General features: G+C 48.1%; 14 protein-coding genes and 1 tRNA gene. 7 read left to right on the plus strand and 8 right to left on the minus strand.

All coding sequences use genetic code 11. The features are described from left to right. Nucleotides 1-135: 135 nt before the first annotated feature. Both HPS53_RS00785 and rsmA read right to left on the minus strand, forming a co-directional pair. Nucleotides 136-1215: a transcriptional regulator gene (locus HPS53_RS00785; RefSeq protein ID WP_253942789.1), complete on the minus strand. Its 1080-nt coding sequence runs from the start codon at nt 1213-1215 to the stop codon at nt 136-138. A gap of 931 nt (nt 1216-2146) precedes the next feature. After that, complete coding sequence (gene rsmA, locus HPS53_RS00790; RefSeq protein WP_172203867.1) at nt 2147-2956, minus strand: 16S rRNA (adenine(1518)-N(6)/adenine(1519)-N(6))-dimethyltransferase RsmA; 810 nt, start codon at nt 2954-2956, stop codon at nt 2147-2149. 143 nt (nt 2957-3099) lie between these two features. Between rsmA and HPS53_RS00795 the strand changes: the two genes are divergently transcribed. Both HPS53_RS00795 and HPS53_RS00800 read left to right on the plus strand, forming a co-directional pair. After that, a complete protein-coding gene (locus HPS53_RS00795) occupies nt 3100-4098 on the plus strand; it encodes a lysylphosphatidylglycerol synthase transmembrane domain-containing protein (RefSeq protein ID WP_172203869.1) in 999 nt (332 codons plus the stop codon). Between the two features lie 417 nt (nt 4099-4515). Beyond that, entirely contained in the window at nt 4516-5973 is a 1458-nt protein-coding gene (locus HPS53_RS00800) for an aminoacyl-histidine dipeptidase (RefSeq protein ID WP_172203871.1), read from the plus strand. Nucleotides 5974-6084: 111 nt separating this feature from the next. Here HPS53_RS00800 and HPS53_RS00805 read toward each other — a convergent pair whose 3' ends face one another. Next, nucleotides 6085-6774 (minus strand): DUF4468 domain-containing protein, encoded by a 690-nt coding sequence (locus HPS53_RS00805; protein WP_172203873.1) that lies wholly within the window; start codon nt 6772-6774, stop codon nt 6085-6087. Between the two features lie 1107 nt (nt 6775-7881). Here HPS53_RS00805 and HPS53_RS00810 point away from each other — a divergent pair. Together HPS53_RS00810 and HPS53_RS00815 are read left to right on the plus strand one after the other, a co-directional pair. Beyond that, nucleotides 7882-8808: a magnesium transporter CorA family protein gene (locus HPS53_RS00810; protein WP_104369362.1), complete on the plus strand. Its 927-nt coding sequence runs from the start codon at nt 7882-7884 to the stop codon at nt 8806-8808. A 143-nt stretch (nt 8809-8951) separates the two neighbouring features. Continuing rightward, nucleotides 8952-10754: a DUF349 domain-containing protein gene (locus HPS53_RS00815; protein WP_172203875.1), complete on the plus strand. Its 1803-nt coding sequence runs from the start codon at nt 8952-8954 to the stop codon at nt 10752-10754. A 416-nt stretch (nt 10755-11170) separates the two neighbouring features. On the opposite strand, the gene HPS53_RS00820 is transcribed toward HPS53_RS00815, so the two are convergent. Further along, nucleotides 11171-11241: transfer RNA gene (locus HPS53_RS00820), tRNA-Gln, on the minus strand. A gap of 134 nt (nt 11242-11375) precedes the next feature. Continuing rightward, nucleotides 11376-11546, minus strand: a complete 171-nt coding sequence (locus HPS53_RS00825) for a hypothetical protein (RefSeq protein WP_172203877.1) — start codon at nt 11544-11546, stop codon at nt 11376-11378. Nucleotides 11547-11560: 14 nt separating this feature from the next. Between HPS53_RS00825 and rsfS the strand changes: the two genes are divergently transcribed. From rsfS to HPS53_RS00840, 3 genes are read left to right on the plus strand one after another with little or no spacing between them, the layout of a single operon-like run. Continuing rightward, nucleotides 11561-11920: a ribosome silencing factor gene (gene rsfS / locus HPS53_RS00830; RefSeq protein WP_104368653.1), complete on the plus strand. Its 360-nt coding sequence runs from the start codon at nt 11561-11563 to the stop codon at nt 11918-11920. A 23-nt stretch (nt 11921-11943) separates the two neighbouring features. Beyond that, complete coding sequence (ftsH, locus tag HPS53_RS00835; protein ID WP_104368654.1) at nt 11944-13995, plus strand: ATP-dependent zinc metalloprotease FtsH; 2052 nt, start codon at nt 11944-11946, stop codon at nt 13993-13995. 29 nt (nt 13996-14024) lie between these two features. Next, entirely contained in the window at nt 14025-14876 is an 852-nt protein-coding gene (locus HPS53_RS00840) for a phosphatidate cytidylyltransferase (protein ID WP_172203879.1), read from the plus strand. Nucleotides 14877-15067: 191 nt separating this feature from the next. Here the strand turns inward: HPS53_RS00840 and HPS53_RS00845 are convergent, their stop codons facing one another. The 3 genes from HPS53_RS00845 to HPS53_RS00855 form a co-directional block, all read right to left on the minus strand. Further along, nucleotides 15068-16078, minus strand: a complete 1011-nt coding sequence (locus HPS53_RS00845; protein WP_172203880.1) for a YitT family protein — start codon at nt 16076-16078, stop codon at nt 15068-15070. 167 nt (nt 16079-16245) lie between these two features. Beyond that, nucleotides 16246-16800, minus strand: a complete 555-nt coding sequence (locus HPS53_RS00850) for an outer membrane beta-barrel protein (RefSeq protein WP_172203882.1) — start codon at nt 16798-16800, stop codon at nt 16246-16248. Next, nucleotides 16797-17474 carry a hypothetical protein gene (locus HPS53_RS00855; RefSeq protein WP_172203884.1) on the minus strand — a complete coding sequence of 226 codons (678 nt, stop codon included), beginning with the start codon at nt 17472-17474 and terminating at the stop codon, nt 16797-16799. Before HPS53_RS00855 ends, HPS53_RS00850 begins: the two co-directional genes overlap by 4 nt. Nucleotides 17475-18592 lie beyond the last annotated feature (1118 nt).

Here is an 18592-nt window from a genome sequence, read left to right on the forward strand (position 1 = left end):
TATAAAAAAACAACAGACATATACAGAAAAGCGGCTTTGCTTTTCCATAACCTGATATTATCAGCAAACAAATAATTACTATTTATTGATTATCCGGCCAAACAATGCCGGTTGAAACAGCGCAATATCAATGCCCTACATTTCATCAGCCATCACTCCGCCCCGAACCTCATCATAATCATCCAGCCTGGCGATGAGGCGGGCTTTGCTTTTTTTCGGGTTCGGTTCCTCGCGCCACGGAGATATTATGGTGTGCGCAAGTGTTCGGTAAACAGGGGAGCCGGTGCAGCCGTAGAGGGTGACGAGGAGCAAGGCTCGCGACTGGCCGGCCTTGATTTGCGTGAGTGATGATTTTGCCGTCTCGATGATGCACAGGCAGTCGGCAGTGTGTCCCAATATGGTATGGGCCATGAGCAGGAGCGATTGTTGCTTGACACGCATCACGTCGGTGTCGAGGGTGAGTGAGGCATAGTTTCTGACGGCCTCTTCGGCCAAATCCCTATCGTGCCGCGTGACAGCGACACCACGCCGACGGCGGCACAGCGCGTCGTGCAGCCCCGAGTGTATGCGCTCGTTGTCGAGACCGGCATACGCCCGCTTGCCTTGCCTGCCGAATGATATCACTTCGTACTGACCGGGAGCGATGTGCATCAGCGGCACCCACAGCCAGTCGTCAACGCAAACGACAATCTCACGCATACCTGCTCCGGGCGAACAGACAATCGTCGCCTCAACCCCGTCGAACGGACCGCCCTTTATACGCACCTTATCTCCCTTGGCCAGCCATTGCGGGTCGGGGGCGTATGCTGGAATGTTGTTGGAGTATGCCGAGGCGACGCACATGAAGTTTTCCATCGCCGAGTCTTGTACGTACGGGTAAGTAGCTCTGCCGCCGACTGTTATCCGTGGCAGAAAATTATATTGCGGAAGTCGTCGTTTGAACTGTCTGATTTCCTGTTCCGACATGCGAACGAACACGTAGTTGAACAGCAGGGGCCTGCACACTTCCACGTCACGGCCATTAACGTTCCTGCCTGTGACGTATGTCGGCGCAAAATACTCGAACAAAGGCTCGTTATTGCGTATCCTGCTTTCGAGTTCCTGCTGCAGACTGCGCGCTCCGCCCCTGTGAGATGCCGGTAACGTGAGTACGTACCAACGTCTGACATTATGATGAGTAAAGGTTTTCATGATTTGAGGATACTCCTCCGCCATATCCGCACTTAATAAGTAAAGTACTGATAAACAACGTGTTACGATTTATTACGTAGACGAATGCCGAAAATTTCGATACTGTCCGTCATGTCATTCGGCGGCATGATTGTTTTATTTATCAAAAGCTGTCAATCAGCCACCACGTCATCACTGTCTCGCAAAGACCGTGACAACCGGTGGCAAAGATACGAAAAAATATATAAACAAACACATTTTATATATGAAAGATTTTGTATTTATTTTTACTCTTTATTCCATAAGTTAAAATCAAGACAGGTGTATGCCACCGGCCATCATAAATCAAATATATGGAATTTGTAAATATTATATCAAAATATCCTCGATTGCGATTTAAGCATATTTATACGGAAAACACAATGCAATCTCCAGAAAAACACTTTGTTTTTTGACAGAAACACAAGCATGTGACAACGTAAGAACCATTATTCCGCATTCGGATACCCGTCAGACTGCAACGGGATACTCGTTGCAATCCAACGAGTATCCCGTTACACTGCGTTTAGATACCGAATGGAACCCAACGAGCGGCTCGACGCAACACAAAAAAAACTCCCGACGCATAGCGCCGGGAGCATGAATTCCAAATAAACATCCTGAAAAAATCACATGCCGAGAGTAAGGCACGGGTATGTCAGAGCATCCGAACAGTACATATAATATGTAACAAACGCCCTTATGGGATATGAGCCGCAAGAGGTTTGTCAAAAATCAAAGTACCATATGAGTACATGAATATACACAAAAACATGTACGCACCGATTAAACAGGCTGAAGATTTGTAAATATTTATCATGATTTATATGTTTGAATGTTTTGTTGTCGGCAACAAATTTACACAATAAAATCACGAAATACAAATCTCATCACGATACACTTCCATATACAACGAAGAGTGGCAGACACCCCGATATCATTCTGTGACATGCCTTTCTTCCAACCGGCCGGCCACCAAATTTGTCAGTTCGACAAACCGTTCCACCGAGAGTTGCTCGGGGCGTAGCGTCATTATCTCGTGCTCGAAAAAGTCGGAAGCCACAGTTCCGGCGGGGAATATCTGCCGAAGACTGACCCGGAGCATCTTGCGGCGCTGGTTGAAGACGGTCTTCACCACCCGCTTGAACAGCCTCTCGTCGCACCCGAGATCGGTGACGTTGTTGCGTGTCATGCGTATCACGGCACTCTTGACTTTCGGCGGCGGGTTGAACACGTTCTCGTCTACCGTGAACAGGTACTCCACGTCATACCATGCCTGCGTCAACACGCTCAATATGCCGTATGCCTTGCATCCCGGGGCAGAAGCCATGCGCAGTGCCACCTCACGCTGTATCATACCCGTGCAGCAAGGGATTAGGTCTTTGTTGTCGAGCATCTTGAAGAATATCTGCGATGATATGTCGTAGGGATAATTACCCGTGAGCACAAACTGTCGGCCTTCGAAGAGTGTGTTGAGATCCATACGCAGAAAATCCTCCCCTATGATATTGTCTCTCAGGCGTGGGAAGTTGGCGTGCAGATACTCCACCGACTCCGTGTCTATCTCGACAACCTTCACCGGTCTTGGTTTCTCCATCAGATATTGGGTGAGCACCCCCATGCCCGGCCCCACTTCGAGCACCGGAATTTCGGGACACGCGTCTACCGTGTCGGCTATGCGCCTGGCTATGTTAAGGTCGGTCAGGAAGTGCTGGCCGAGGTTTTTCTTTGGTCTTACTTGCTTCATAATTCGCAGGCAAAGGTAATGCTTAATTTCCGAACAGCACGGCTTCGGGGAGTTAAAGGGAGTTAAGGAGCGGCACCGCTACACCGTGTTTGACTGTTTTTTTCTTTGTTTTCCGGTTAAAATAATGTATTTTTGCAGATGATATGGAAATCAGGAAGATTACGAATGTCACAGTCAAGATATTGCTGCCGCTTGTACTCGGTGGAGCCATACTGTACTGGATGTATCGCGGGTTCGACTTCAAGCGCATAGGCCTGTTCATGCTTGAGGAGATGGACTGGACGTGGATGTTGCTCTCTTTCCCTTTCGGCATCCTGGCACAGGCATTCCGCGGATGGCGGTGGAGACAGGCACTTGAGCCTCTTGGAGAGCGTCCGAGAATGGACACATGTGTCAACTCGGTTTTCCTTTCATACGCCGCAAGCCTTCTTGTGCCGCGCATCGGCGAGTTCACACGTTGCGGCGTACTCAAAAGATACGACGGAGTGTCGTTTGCCAAGGCGCTGGGCACGGTAGTGACAGAACGTGCCATCGACTCGCTCGTGGTGATGGGAGTTTGCGGCCTGACGCTTATTTTCCAGTTGAGGGTGTTCAGCACTTTTTTCGACGAGACGGGAACGAGCATAGACTCAGTACTCATCGGATTCTCGCCAGCGGGCTATGCCGTGACGGCTGTATGCGGAATAGCCGCGTGCTGGCTGCTGCACGTGCTGATGAGGAAGCTCTCGATATATAATAAGGTGAAGACAACGCTCAGCGGAATATGGCAGGGTGTGCTGTCGATGAGGCATGTACGCGACGTACCGCTGTTCGCCCTGCTCACGATCGGGATATGGGCGAGCTATTTTCTGCACTACTACCTGACTTTCTTCTGCTTTGACTTTACCGCCAACCTTGGCATGGCCTGCGCCCTGGTGACATTCGTGGTTGGCAGCATAGCCGTCGTGGTTCCAACTCCCAACGGTGCCGGACCATGGCATTTTGCCGTCAAGACGATGCTTATACTCTACGGCGTAGCGGAAGAAAAAGCACTGTACTTCGTGCTTATAGTACACACCGTGCAGACGATGCTGGTTATATTGCTGGGTGTATGGGCCTGGGGGGCATTGGCATTTACTCGCATATCGAAAACCGAGAGATGATTTTCGGAAAGTGAGAAGCGGGAGCGAGAACGGGGATATGTCTTTGTATGGCAATAACCGAACGACACACAGTCTCCAAACATATTCAAGAACTGACCGCCAGCCATCACAAGCGTAAGCAAAAAAAACAACGGTAATGACTCTATGAAATGATACATTCCCGATAAAGAAAAGAATTACGCCGAAGAAAAAAAATAATAACATGAACAGTTATTGACGAGCCCCAAAGACCGTTACGGAGCAGATATCAAAACTATAATATTAACCAAGAGAGACGAAAGGATCATATAACAAAGGAGAAAAAGGGAGAACAAACATAAAATACGGAATGAAGACAACACGATGTCACACTACCGGCTCCCCACTACCACTACACGAATATCGAGCCTCGAAATCCTCTTTAAAAGAACAATCATCATGAACGAAATCAAAAACCTGGCACCCGAATGCGTATGGCGCAACTTCGACGCACTGACAAAAGTGCCGCGCCCGTCGGGACATCTCGCACAAGTGCAACAATTCCTGCTCGACTTTGCCAAGCAGGCCGGAGTGGAAGCATTCAAAGATCCGGCACAGAACATAGTGATGCGCAAGGCCGCCACCGCCGGAATGGAAGACCGGAAGGGTGTCATACTGCAGGCGCACATGGACATGGTGCCGCAGAAAGCACCGGAAAGCACTCATAATTTCGAAACAGACCCCATTGAAACATACATAGAAGACGGATGGGTGAAAGCCAAAGGAACGACTCTCGGAGCCGACAACGGACTCGGAGTGGCGGCCATTATGGCCATTATGGAAGACAAGACGCTGGAACACGGGCCGATAGAGGCGCTCATCACCGCCGATGAGGAGACCGGAATGTATGGCGCCAACGACCTGCCGGAAGGTGAGTTGAACGGTGACATCCTCATAAACCTCGACTCAGAGACATGGGGCAAGTTTGTCATCGGAAGTGCCGGAGGCATCAACGTGACCGCCACACTCGACTACAAAGAGACCGAGACAGACACCGACGATGCCGCCGTGCGTATAACCCTGAAAGGGCTGAAAGGCGGACACTCAGGACTTGAAATACACGAAGGCCGCGGAAACGCCAACAAACTGATGGTGCGCTTCGTGCGTGAAGCCATCGCCGAGTGTGAGGCACGTCTGGCTTCATGGCACGGCGGCAACATGCGCAATGCCATCCCGTTCAAGGCCGAGGTCGTGCTCACACTGCCCAAAGAAAATGTTGACGCATTGAAAGAGCTCGTGGAAGACTGGAAAGAAGACTTCACAGACGAGTACAAGGGTATCGAGAGCGGCATTGAGTTCTACGCAGAAGATGTCGAGACACCGAAGACCGAAGTACCGGTAGAGATACAAGACAACCTGGTGAACGCCATATATGCCTGCCACGACGGAGTAATACGCATGATACCGTCATATCCCGACGTGGTGGAGACATCGAGCAACCTCGCCATAATAGATATCGAAGGCGGCAAAGCGCTCATCAAAGCACTGCCGCGCAGTGCCCGCGAAGACATGAAAGACTATGTGACCACAATGCTGGAAAGCTGCTTCAACATGGCAGGAATGAAGGTGGAGACAGCCGGAAGCTACGGTGGATGGGATCCGAACCCCGACAGTGAGATACTCAACCTGCTTCTCCGCACTTACAAGGAGCTGAACGGCACAGACGGAATAGTACAGGTCGACCATGCCGGACTGGAATGCTCTATCATCCTCGGAAAGTATCCAAACCTCGACGTGGTATCCATGGGTCCGACGATGCGTTCTCCGCACACCACAAGCGAGCGTGCCCTGATAGAGACAGTGGAGCCGTTCTATGAACTGCTGAAAAAGGCATTGAAAGAAGTTCCGGTGAAGTAAATATATAAAACACAACCCCTCATCCATACATTCTTTTCATTAAAGAAGTATTAGATGAGGGGATTTTTATTTAAATGAATGACAAAATTATATCAACATTATTGAATATAATCACCAGTCGTCACCTTCATTCCCAACCAGACCATTTTTAATACATTCCTCTATCTTATCCATCACAACATTTGAATAAGCATGAGCCATTACAAGAGCCTTTGAAGATGTTTTCTTGTGAGAATCTTTTGCTGCAAATGGGAAACACTTATCCAAAACCCAATTTTCTTCCATACGTTTGGGAGGAGCAGAGCTACCTCCTAATGCAGCCATCCAGCCTCCACCGGCCAAACGAACAACAGAATAGAACGGAACTGTGTAAGTCACACGCACTTTGCCTTCTTTCATATCACACTTTATCACCGGCCTGAAACTTACTTTGTAACTGTTTGAACCACCCATGTGCTGGGCTATATCGTCTACAAACCCCTGAGCAATAATGGTTCCGAGTTCTTTGTCATTCAATTTAATAACCGAGTTTGCATCATTAAATGTTGCTGTAAACCAATAATTCAATAAAACATACAACTGTTCCTTACTTTTCCCCTGAGCATCTATAATCTGGGTATAAGTAATTGCATTATTCTTATCAAGAGTTATCTGAGAGCCTAAATTAGTAGCTGCATCCACCCATTTGTTTCCATATTTTTCCTTTGCATACTCTTCCAATTCATCTGAACGAAGTATCTGAGCATCCGCAGTCATACCTATCAGACATGTAAAAACCATTGAAAATAATACTTTTTTCATTATATTTAATAATAAGAAAAGGCGTGCAACCATTCATTACCTGCCTCTCTTAAAGGTTACCGCCAAGTGACCATACAACTGACAAGCAAGAACAATTCACGCCTAATCGGCGTGAACTTTCAAACTGCTTGTTCTTCGTTGTAGAATAATTTTGGCGGTATTCTTAAGAGAAAGAACAAGAGCAAAAAGCTCAAATATTTATTATATTATCAAGTCAAGTATAAGAACAGTCACGCTCCTTTGAGTTAATTAACAGTTTTTTACCTAAACTAAATTCTGTGGAAATTAATTCTTCCGAATCAATATTTTCCGTTAAAGTAGCGTTTCTTTCTTTTTGTTTCTTTTTTTTATTTATTCTTTTTAAAGTTAAACATTGTTTTATCGGTTGCAAAGATACGCATTTGATTTGAAAACACAAATAAACAGCAATCACAAAACATCAAGAAAACATATTATTTTCCATTCATCAACGAAAGCATGGAACCTTTCTTTCAAGACAGCAGACAATGTGTAAAAAACAAGACACAATCAAAAAAGCGTGTTTATATGTCGATTATTTTGAAACTAAATATCCCGTAACCGAAAATATCACAGTATTTCGCAATTTACACGATTATCTGTTTATCAACTTTATTAGCTTACACAACCTACTCTCTACCAAAGCAACTTCACCTACCTGTTTTTTATAAATAAAGACCTTATTGCCTTCCATCCAGTATCCCGTTGCTAAATATTGGCAAAATCATCATTTCTCAAAAAGCGGTTTATCGTACTGTTTATAGCCTTGCGTATCGCATTATCTTTTCTATATTCAACGAAAAATAAAATGTTAAATCCGTGACTTTCTTTATTACTGCCAAAGCAATCCCCCACCTTGATGGCACTCCACTTAAAACTATGAATAAACAAAAAAAGCGCCGAAGCACATAAAAAACATACCCACCGCTTCTGTTTACGGGTATTTTTTACTAATTTTGCAGCGATAAAATCAATTCTAACGGAAATATGGACGATTATCACTCGGAAAACTTAAACTTGTAAGAGCATCTGGATCGCTTATCACGGCCATCCCCATGCTCGTTAATCAAATCATGGAGGATTGGCAAAATGAAAACATACTGGAACACTACCAATGGACTGAGCACCATTGACGAATGGCAGCCCAACTGCTGGATACAAGTGACATGTCCCACCGAGGACGACCAACAAGAACTGGAAGAAAGATTTAAAATCCCCGACTACTTCTTTTCAGACATCAGCGATACTGACGAGCGTGCCCGCTATGAGTACGACGACGGCTGGATGCTCATAATCCTCCGTATACCATACGTAAAGGAGATACGCTCGCGCACGCCATACACGACAGTGCCGCTGGGCATAATCCATAAACGGGATGTGACTATCACGGTATGCTACTACGAGACCAACATGATGATCGATTTCGTCAGTTTCCAGCAAAAACGCGGCGAAGGCTTCACAGACCATGTCGACATGATATTCAGGCTGTTCCTGTCGTCGGCCGTGTGGTATCTGAAAAGGTTGAAACAGATAAGCAGCCTCATAGAGAAAGCCAAACGCAACCTTGACCGCGAGGTGAACAACGAGTCGCTCATAGGCCTGAGCCGCCTGCAAGACTCACTGACATACTTCATCACCTCCATCCGAGGCAACGAGACGCTGCTGTCGAAACTGAAATTCAAGCTGCAAATAGACGAACTGGATGCCGACCTGATGGAAGACGTTAACATCGAGATGGCACAGGCACGGGAAACGACCAACATATATTCGAACATCCTCGAATCGACAATGGACACCTATTCGAGCATCATCAACAACAACATGAACACCGTGATGCGTACCCTTACCTCGGTGTCTATCATCCTGATGGTTCCCACGCTGGTCTCAAGCTTGTTCGGAATGAACCTGCTCAACGGCATGGAGACAACCAAGTACGGATTTGTGATAGCCATTGTGCTCTCCTGCACGATATCAGGCGTATTCTGGTGGATTTTCCGCCATAAACGCCTCATTTGACGGTTAAAACAAAAAAAGCGACAGAAAAATTCTGAGTTTACAATATTTTTAATTAAGTTTGCGCAGAAAATAATAAACATTTCGGCCGCAAACCGGAATGATTTAACAAGAAACAACCGAATCATAAACTAAAACAAGTTTAAATGATGGACTCTCAAGACAAAATCCTCGAAGTGGGTAAGACAGAAGAAACAATAGCAACAGAACAGCCCGTTGCGGCCGAACCGGCGGCAGAGAAGAAGACGTATGCCACGAAAAAAGAAGTGCTCGACAGAGTGAAGGAACTGGCTCACGGTGACGAAGCACCGTCGAAAGACGAAGTGGACTACCTGAAAACAGTGTTCTACAAACTGCACATCGCCGAACGCGAAGCCAAACTAAAAGCATACATCGACGGAGGAGGCGACCCGGAGAGCTATCAGATAACCCCTGACGAGGATGAAGAGGCATATAAAGCCGAGATGACCATAATCAAGGAAAAACGCGCACGCATATTCAAGGAGCAGGAGGCCGAGAAAGAAGCCAACCTGCAAAAGAAGCTCGACATAATAGAGAAAATCAAAACAATGGCCACCTCGCCCGAGGAGGCCAATAAATCATATCAGGATTTCAAGGCACTGCAACAGGAATGGAAAGAAATCAAAAGCATTCCAGCCGCAAAAGCCAATGAGGTATGGCGCAGCTACCAGTTGTATGTGGAGCAATTCTACGATCTGTTGAAACTGAACAGCGAGGCGCGCGAATACGACTTCAAGAAAAATCTCGAAATAAAGACACGCCTGTGCGAGGCCGCCGAGAAACTGGCAGACGAAGAAGACCTCATCAGCGCGTTCCACCAACTGCAGAAACTGCATCAGGAATACCGCGAGACAGGCCCCGTGGCAAAAGAGTTGCGCGATGAGATATGGACACGCTTCAAAGCTGCGTCCACTGTGATCAACAAGCGCCACCAGCAGCACTTCGAGGACTTGCGCGCCAAGGAGGAAGACAACCTCGCACGCAAGACGGCCCTTTGCGAGAAAGTAGAGGCTATTGCCGCAGAAGAGAACAAAGGTTCGGCAGACTGGGACAAGCATACGAAAGAGATCATCGACATACAGACGGAATGGAAGACGATAGGTTTCGCTCCGCAGAAGATGAACGTCAAGATATTCGAACGTTTCCGCACTGCATGCGACGACTTTTTCAGCCGCAAGGCAGAATACTTCAAGAATCTGAAAGATACTTTCAAAGAGAATGCCGACAAGAAACGCGCGCTCATCGAAAAGGCCAATGCCTTGAAAGACAGCACTGACTGGAAGTCGACCACCGACAAGTTCATCGCCATGCAAAAAGAATGGAAGACCATCGGCATGGTATCCAAGAAAATCAGCGATCAGCTATGGGAAGAATTTCTCGGGGCATGCAACCATTTCTTCGAAGCGCGCAATGCCGCCACATCCGGCCAGCATAAAGAGGAACACGACAATCTTGACAAAAAGCGCGGAGTCATCGAGCGACTCAAAGCCCTGACCGAAGAAGGGGCGGAACGCACCCAGGAAGCGGTGCAGAAACTTATCGAGGAATACAATTCGATAGGTCATGTACCATATAAGGAGAAAGACAAACTGTACGATGAGTTCCACGCTGTGGTAGACCAACTGTACAAAGAGCTTAATATCAGCAGTGCCCGCAGACGCCTGTCCAACTTCAAAAACAAAATAAAGAACGTGGCAGAGCAAGGCGAGAACGCACTTGACAACGAACGAGCAAGACTCATGCGCCAGTATGAGGCAATCAAAAATGAGGTTCAGACATACGAGAACAATCTCGGTTTCCTCAACGCCAGCAGCAAGAAAGGCAACAGCCTGATTGACGAGATGAACCGCAAGGTCCAGAAACTGAAAGACGACATGAATCTTGTGCGAGAGAAAATCAAGGCCATTGACGCCGAGAACAGAGCATAAAAGATATGCAATAACGGATATGTACCGTAATATTGTGTCCAAGACACTTTGCAAACGGTACACAAGCTGTGTCTTTTAAGACATAAATGCGCAAGTAATCCCATTACGGATACTTGCGCATTTATTTTTTCATACCCCTCTGGTACATCACCATTTATCAGAATGATCTTTCCGGAATCACATATTTTCAACGTACATCAAGCCTGTCATGACTCACAAGAAAATCCATGGCCTATATTTCTAAAGCGCACTGCCATAATACGAAATAAAGCCCACAAACACAGAAAAGACAAACAAACGTGCTACAAAAAAATGCCCGGCACTTCCTGGTCAGTCCGCCCCCTTCTTTCACGACAAACCTATAAACACGTTAAAAGGCAAATGAGCGGTTTATGCTTCATTTGCCTCTTAACGTGTTGGGATACTCGGACTCGAACCAAGAATGACAGGACCAGAATCTGTAGTGTTACCATTACACCATATCCCAATATTGTTCGCTTCGGAATCGCTTATCCGTTTGCGTGTGCAAAGGTAGCAATTTTTCATAAACCAACAAAATTTTTCGACGTTTTTTTGCCTTAAAAACCCAATAACAGGTAATTTTTTCTTAAATCCATACAATTATACAAGGTGCAAAATTGCTAATAAATCCCAATTTATTTTGCCGTCATAGCTAATTACATTACCTTTGCATAAAATAATCTGCGGCTCAGCAACTTTAATCAAGCAGCGTCCGGCCAGGTTAATACGGATTTCCACCGGAATCCACATATATGGCAATAAAATAATCATACATTATTATATAGATGGAACAGACAAAGCAATTAGTACAGACAATAACAAAAGGTATTCAGGAAAAGAAAGGAAGCAACATCGTAATTGCCGATCTAAGCAATATCGACGGTACAATCTGTAAGTATTTCGTAATTTGCCAAGGCTCGTCGCCGGCTCAAGTCGAGGCCATAGCCGACTCCGTAAGCGAAATGACAAGAATAGAGAGCGGCGAGAAGCCGATAAAGGTAGCCGGACTAAACAACGCACAATGGGTGGCGATGGATTATGCCGACGTACTCGTACATATTTTCCTGCCGGATGTCCGCGAGTATTACGACCTGGAACATTTATGGGAAGATGCCGACATAACAAACATCCCCGATATAGACTGACACAACAGAACACCAAATTCATTATGGATAAAAACAACCAGAACAACCCCAAGATGAACATGCCTAAATTCAATATGGGTTGGATTTACGCCATTGCATTGATTGTCCTCGGAGTAATGTTTCTCACTAATGGAGGAAGCAATTCAAGCATCAAAACCGAAACCTCATATCACCAGTTTGAAGTGATGGTGATGAAAGGATATGCCTCTAAAATTGTGGTTAATAAAGAACAGAATGTCCTTGACATGTACATCAAACCGCAATATATACGCGACGTGTTCAAGCAGGGTGTCGACCAGACCGGCAAAGAGCCGTCCGTCACGGTGCAGATAGGCTCAACGGATCAGATAGAACAGTTCGTGGCAAAGGCTCGCAAACAAAAAAAGTTCACGGGAGACTTCAGCTACGACAACAAGAAAAAGAGCGACCTGTTCACCTCCTTGCTGTTCAACCTGCTGCCCATAGCATTCCTCGTGTTCCTATGGGTCTTCGTCATGCGTCGCATGAGCGGAGGCTCTGGAGGCGGACCGGGCGGTGTCTTCAACGTGGGTAAAAGCCGTGCGAAGATGTACGAGAAAGGCGGCGAGATGAATATCACGTTCAAAGACGTGGCCGGACAGGTCGGAGCCAAACAGGAAGTGCAGGAGATCGTCGACTTCCTGAAAAGCCCTCAGAAGTATACCGAACTCGGAGGAAAGATACCTAAGGGTGCCTTGCTTGTGGGCCCCCCCGGTACAGGAAAGACCCTCCTTGCCAAAGCGGTGGCCGGCGAGGCCGGAGTACCGTTCTTCTCGATGAGCGGCTCAGACTTTGTAGAGATGTTCGTAGGTGTCGGCGCAAGCCGTGTAAGAGACCTTTTCAGCAAGGCCAAAGAGAAATCGCCATGCATAATATTCATCGACGAGATTGACGCCGTGGGACGCGCGCGCAGCAAAAACCCGGCAATGGGAGGCAACGACGAGCGCGAGAACACACTGAACGCCCTGCTCACGGAAATGGATGGCTTCGGAACGAACAGCGGGGTAATCATCCTTGCCGCCACGAACCGTGCAGACATGCTCGACTCAGCCCTATTAAGAGCCGGCCGTTTCGACCGTCAGATACACGTAGACTTACCGGATCTGAGCGAGCGCAAGGAGATATTCAAGGTTCATTTGAGACCTTTGAAAATAGATGAAAGCGTAGATGTGGACTATCTCGCACGACAGACACCGGGATTCTCTGGCGCAGACATTGCCAATGTATGCAACGAAGCGGCCCTTATCGCTGCACGCCACAACAGCAAGACCGTAGGCAAACAAGACTTCCTGGATGCTGTAGACCGCATTATCGGCGGATTGGAGAAGAAGACCAAGATAATGACCGAGAAAGAAAAACGCACCATCGCCATACACGAGGCCGGACACGCGACTATATCCTGGTTCACAGAACACGCCAATCCGCTTGTCAAAGTAAGCATCGTCCCGCGTGGCAGAGCGCTCGGGGCTGCATGGTATATGCCTGAGGAACGCGCCATCACCACCAAGGAGGAGATGCTCGACGAGATGTGTGCCACCCTTGGAGGCCGCGCCGCCGAGGAACTGTTTACAGGCCTTATATCGACCGGAGCCATGAACGACCTCGAAAGGGTGACGAAGAGTGCTTACGGAATGATTGCATACGCAGGAATGAGCGACAAACTGCCCAACATATGCTATTACAACAATAACGAATACAGCCTGCAACGGCCGTACTCCGAAACTACGGCGAAGATTATGGACGACGAGGTTCTCAAAATGATCAACGAGCAATACGACAGAGCGAAGAGAATACTCACAGAGCACAAAGACGGCCACGCCAAACTGGCCGACCTACTGATGAGCCGCGAAGTGATATTTGCAGAAGACGTGGAGAACATTTTCGGCAAGCGCCCGTGGGCAAGCCGTGCCGAGGAACTGCTCGAAGCGCAACAAAGAGCAGAGGCCGAGGCCATGGCTGAACGCCGTGCCGAGGAGCTGGCGAGAGAGGCGGAAGCCAGACTGGCCGCTAAATCAGAAACCGGAAACAGCAGCGACGAAAAAGAGAACGGCAAATAAAAGCAACCGAACAAATAACAGAACAACAAATGAAAAACTTTATAGTTCGCGCCATTACCGGTGTATTATTCGTGGCAGCAATCGTGGTATGCTTTATAAATCCCACGGCGATGGCACTCCTTTTCGCCTTAATCACGGGACTGACCGTATGGGAGTTTACCGGACTTGTAAACGAACGTGACGGTGTCGACACCAACAGGTTTATCTGTACGGTAGCCGGTGTATACCTATTTTTCGCCATGACAGGCTTTTGCAGCGGCCTGACACCGTCCACCGTATTTATCCCATATCTGCTCACTATAATATACCTGCTCGTGGCAGAACTTTACGCCAAGAACGCCGACCCGATAAACAACTGGGCATACACTATGATGAGCCAGATGTATACCGCCCTGCCGTTCTCGCTCCTCAACGTGCTTGCGTTCAGGGCGACGGCCGACGGAGTGGCATATACATACCTTATACCGCTAAGCGTTTTCGTGTTTCTATGGCTGAACGACACCGGGGCATATTGTTTCGGTTCGCTCTTAGGCCGCCACAAACTTTTTCCGCGGGTCAGTCCGGGAAAAAGCTGGGAAGGCTCGGTTGGCGGTGCCATCGTTGTCATGGCCGCCGCTGCCGGCATTTGGCACTTAACCGAAAAATATGGAGTGAATGACTTGCAGCTGAGCATGCTTGAATGGATGGGGCTCGGACTCATCGCCGTTGTATTCGGGACATGGGGCGACCTTGTGGAGAGCCTCTTCAAGCGCACCATCGGCATAAAAGACAGCGGCTCCATACTGCCCGGTCACGGCGGAATGCTCGACCGTTTCGACTCCTCCCTGCTCGCAATTCCGGCGGCGGTGGTGTATCTTTATACGCTGACGCTGTTCGTTTAAGGAGTTTAATATATCAGGAATCAAGGGAGCTGAATGAGTTATCGCCCGTTGCACTCGCGGGAGTTAAAGACAATACCATTGCCACGTGATACGAAATCACCGCTTAAAGCAAATGTCTTTAACTCCCGCGAGTGCAACGGGCGATAACTCATTCAGCTCCCTTGACCACAAAGGCACCCTTCTTTAAGAACCTACTCCGGCTGCAACTCCCCGGCCGACGGAAGCTGTTTCCAGCCTTCTCCAAACGTGTCGTACACGTCGGTGACAACCACAAAGGCACAGGGATCCACCTCTTTAATCTTGCTTTTCACCACCGTCACTTCCTTCTGGCTCACCACAAGGAATAGCATCTCCTTGTCGGCACCCGTATAGAGGCCGCTGCTCTTTATCAGAGTGGCCGAGCGGTCGAGGTCTTTCAGTATAAAACGATGCAGTTCCACCATTTCCTTCTTGCTTATCACGAACAGCAGTTTGTCGTCTTTCGCGCCGTTGATGACGTATGCCAGCACACGGGACGTGACGAAAATGGCTATCAGCGAGTAGAACGACAGATGCCACGACGGCGTCACGCTGTCGTCCGTGCTGCCGACTCCGAATCCGATTACCACCAGCCCGAAGAGCACCACAACGGCATCTACCATCAGTATGGCCGTCGAGAAACGTATGTGGCAGTATTTTTGAAGTATCATCGCCACAATATCGCTGCCGCCCGTAGTACCATGACTGCGCACCACTATGCCGCAACCGATACCTATCAGCGTGGCCCCCACAATGCTCGTGAGCATCAGATGGTCTGTCATGTCCACGCTTCCGCCGAGCAGCAACGCCGGGTCGAGCCGTTCGAGAGCGTCCTGCGTGGGATAGCTCAGGCGCGACATAACGTTCATTATCGACGGTGTCGACAGGGCGGCGACAATCGTCCGCGAACCGAGTTTGGCTCCGAGAAATATCATCGAGAGCACGAGCAGCGGTATGTCGAACATATATCCGAACGTACCCACCTGTATGCTCGGGAACAGGTTGTGCATCACGATGCTCGCTCCGTACACTCCGCCCGGCACGATGCTATACGGATTTATGAAATACACGAACCCGGCCGCCATGACGGCGCACCCCACAAAGATGCCCGTCCACGACAACCACCAGTCGAGCCGGGTGAGCGATTGGCACTGTCTGCCTATTGTCTCTATTGCCTTATTCATGGTTTTACGTTATTTTTATGCAGCAAATATACAAATAAATAACGTCATTCGGAAATTATGGCACACATAAATAACACAAAAACCGATATATATGAACAAATATCAAGCGCCGCGATTTACCAATATGCGCAAAGCAAACCGATTGCTTCGCGCATATTGAGAGAAAATCACAGATTAAGAAACATTCCCCATTTAAGGTTCACCGCCGGGCGCACGGTGCCCCCGACGAGATAGCCCCCGACATTGGCACCGACCACCCAACCGTTTTTCATCTGATACTCGGCCCCGAGCCGGGCGGAAGCGGCAAACCCGTCGAGAGACGTCGTCTCGCTCTCCGACGACGATTTCAACTCTTCCCCGAAACCGTAACCGGCCATGACATCGGCGAATATCCACCTGTTTCCGCCATTATAGAGATACACTCCCGGCCCTACGCCTATCATATATTCGCGCATCGTATGGTCAAGCCGCGTCGGTTCGCCGGCATATATGCCCTCATAAGTACCGTCGTTGATACCACCGTGCAGCATGCACGCCGCGAAAAACCGGTTGTCAAGCGTATAGCGGCAACCGATGTTTATGTCGTAGCCCGACTTACCGCTCATGTCATGAAACAGTTCGTAGCCTCCCTGCAACTCCACATGCAGGTAACCGGCCTGCGGAAAACACGCTGCCGAACAGCCGAACAGCAGCGAAAGGACAAAGAAACGAAACCTGCTCATTTTGCTTTCGGTGTATAGAGGTCGGCTATCTGCTTCAGGTTGTCAGGCTCAATCTCCTTGTTTTCCAACTTACGGCACAGTTCGGGGTCGTCTGACAAGAAGTTGATCAGCGACGTGCGCCAGTGCTTCGTGCCGCTGCCCTGATAGCCTATCACCCGTCCTTTCTCCTCGCCTTTCTTTCTGCCTACGAACACTATGCTGCCATTCTGCACGCTCGTGATTGTCAGTGTGCCGCTGCTCTGTATGCTGTACTTATAGCTGCAACAGTAAAACTCCACATTATCTCCCTGCGCCTGCACCGCCATCCACTGCGGGGCCACGGTCTTTTCTTTCTTCGTGGAGAACATCTTATTCGTCACATACGGATAAGACACAAGATAGTGACACATGTCCGTGTGCGTTTTCTTCCACACCCCGAGCACCGCTATGTCAGTGTTTCTCAGTTTCAGCTTCTCACCGCCGGCCGTCTTGATGCTGATATTCTTCGTGTTACATTTCGGCATCTTCACGCGTCCCACATATTCCGTGCCGTCTTTCATCACGATGCGTCCCTCCTCCTTATCGGTCGCGTCTTTTATCACTCCGTAAATCTGGCAACCGCCCAGCATACATGCAACGCACCATACAGCCATGCCCGACAGACATGTCCGGAAATACATTCTAAAATTTTTCATTTGCTTGTTTTTTAATAATGAAAAAGGCGTAAACCATTCCTTTGCCTGCTTTTTGTTAGGTTACCGCCAAGTGACCTTCTGCATACAAGCGACAGAACAGTCCACGCCTTGACGGCGTGAACCCTCAGTCTACTTGTTCCCATGCAGTGAATGTTTGGCGGTATTCAACAAAAAAAGAACAAGAGCCCAAAGCTCAATATCAAATATGTGCTCTACTCAAATCCACATCGGAACGGAAACGCTTTTCAGGTTAATAAATCGGTTTATAAACCCCTCCGGAACGTCAACCGACAGTCGTTGGCCGGCATTCCATGCTCACGCTTCTCTCCTTTCTGTCTGTTTCTTAATTGTAATTTTAACGGTTAATAACTATTTGCCCGACAAGCCCTCCATACCGCGACAAGCGACACTTTCGGCAACAGGCATATTCATTTGCAAAAATAAAATAAAAACGGCAAAACAAGAAAAATAATCGCCTTTATTTTATACCCCGGTAAAGGAAACGGCACCGGCAGGTTACGGCGCATATAGCGCGATGTATATCGCCTTATGGCTTGCTTTCGGCATTTTTTTGTGCTACCTTTATGACACGATAACGATAAAAACGGCAATGAATACCATGATAAATATTTACAAAACCGTATCCGGGAGATACATAAATAAAGTCGAAAAACGCATGTCTGCGCACCCAAACACGACTATAATATTTGATAATCGGCAGAACACGGCTGTCAAACCGCCTCCCGATTAGGCATAACACACATATTATTGCGCGGCACACCGTGCCGCACACAGCATCCGGCGTGCATCAAGGCACGGTCCGGCGGCTGCACACCGCAACGGGATAGCCGTCACAGCGCAACGGGATGCCGAACACCAAGCAACGGGCATCCCAATGCTACACAACCGCTATCCCATTGTGAGATAACAGCATGCCGAACGCAGGATAAGACGTATTGAACTACGGCGCATCCGAAAACTTATCAAAAACCAAAGGAAAAACGGTCGTCGGACAGTGGTTTGTCACATAATCGGGCAGAGACAAGCGTCCCCTAACTTACCCGTATATTTATTTACAAAACACAAGACGCAAACCAACAAACAAAATGCGGCAAAAC

This window comes from Prevotella sp. PTAC (assembly GCF_013166535.1).
GTDB lineage: Bacteria > Bacteroidota > Bacteroidia > Bacteroidales > Bacteroidaceae > Prevotella.

What these genes read in the sequence shown, in the direction of transcription:
- HPS53_RS00785 (WP_253942789.1), bottom strand. Translation starts at nt 1,215, where the DNA reads ATGGCGGAGGAGTATCCTCAAATCATGAAAACCTTTACTCATCATAAT.
- rsmA (WP_172203867.1), bottom strand. Translation starts at nt 2,956, where the DNA reads ATGAAGCAAGTAAGACCAAAGAAAAACCTCGGCCAGCACTTCCTGACC.
- HPS53_RS00795 (WP_172203869.1), top strand. Translation starts at nt 3,100, where the DNA reads ATGGAAATCAGGAAGATTACGAATGTCACAGTCAAGATATTGCTGCCG.
- HPS53_RS00800 (WP_172203871.1), top strand. Translation starts at nt 4,516, where the DNA reads ATGAACGAAATCAAAAACCTGGCACCCGAATGCGTATGGCGCAACTTC.
- HPS53_RS00805 (WP_172203873.1), bottom strand. Translation starts at nt 6,774, where the DNA reads ATGAAAAAAGTATTATTTTCAATGGTTTTTACATGTCTGATAGGTATG.
- HPS53_RS00810 (WP_104369362.1), top strand. Translation starts at nt 7,882, where the DNA reads ATGAAAACATACTGGAACACTACCAATGGACTGAGCACCATTGACGAA.
- HPS53_RS00815 (WP_172203875.1), top strand. Translation starts at nt 8,952, where the DNA reads ATGATGGACTCTCAAGACAAAATCCTCGAAGTGGGTAAGACAGAAGAA.
- HPS53_RS00825 (WP_172203877.1), bottom strand. Translation starts at nt 11,546, where the DNA reads ATGATTATTTTATTGCCATATATGTGGATTCCGGTGGAAATCCGTATT.
- rsfS (WP_104368653.1), top strand. Translation starts at nt 11,561, where the DNA reads ATGGAACAGACAAAGCAATTAGTACAGACAATAACAAAAGGTATTCAG.
- ftsH (WP_104368654.1), top strand. Translation starts at nt 11,944, where the DNA reads ATGGATAAAAACAACCAGAACAACCCCAAGATGAACATGCCTAAATTC.
- HPS53_RS00840 (WP_172203879.1), top strand. Translation starts at nt 14,025, where the DNA reads ATGAAAAACTTTATAGTTCGCGCCATTACCGGTGTATTATTCGTGGCA.
- HPS53_RS00845 (WP_172203880.1), bottom strand. Translation starts at nt 16,078, where the DNA reads ATGAATAAGGCAATAGAGACAATAGGCAGACAGTGCCAATCGCTCACC.
- HPS53_RS00850 (WP_172203882.1), bottom strand. Translation starts at nt 16,800, where the DNA reads ATGAGCAGGTTTCGTTTCTTTGTCCTTTCGCTGCTGTTCGGCTGTTCG.
- HPS53_RS00855 (WP_172203884.1), bottom strand. Translation starts at nt 17,474, where the DNA reads ATGAAAAATTTTAGAATGTATTTCCGGACATGTCTGTCGGGCATGGCT.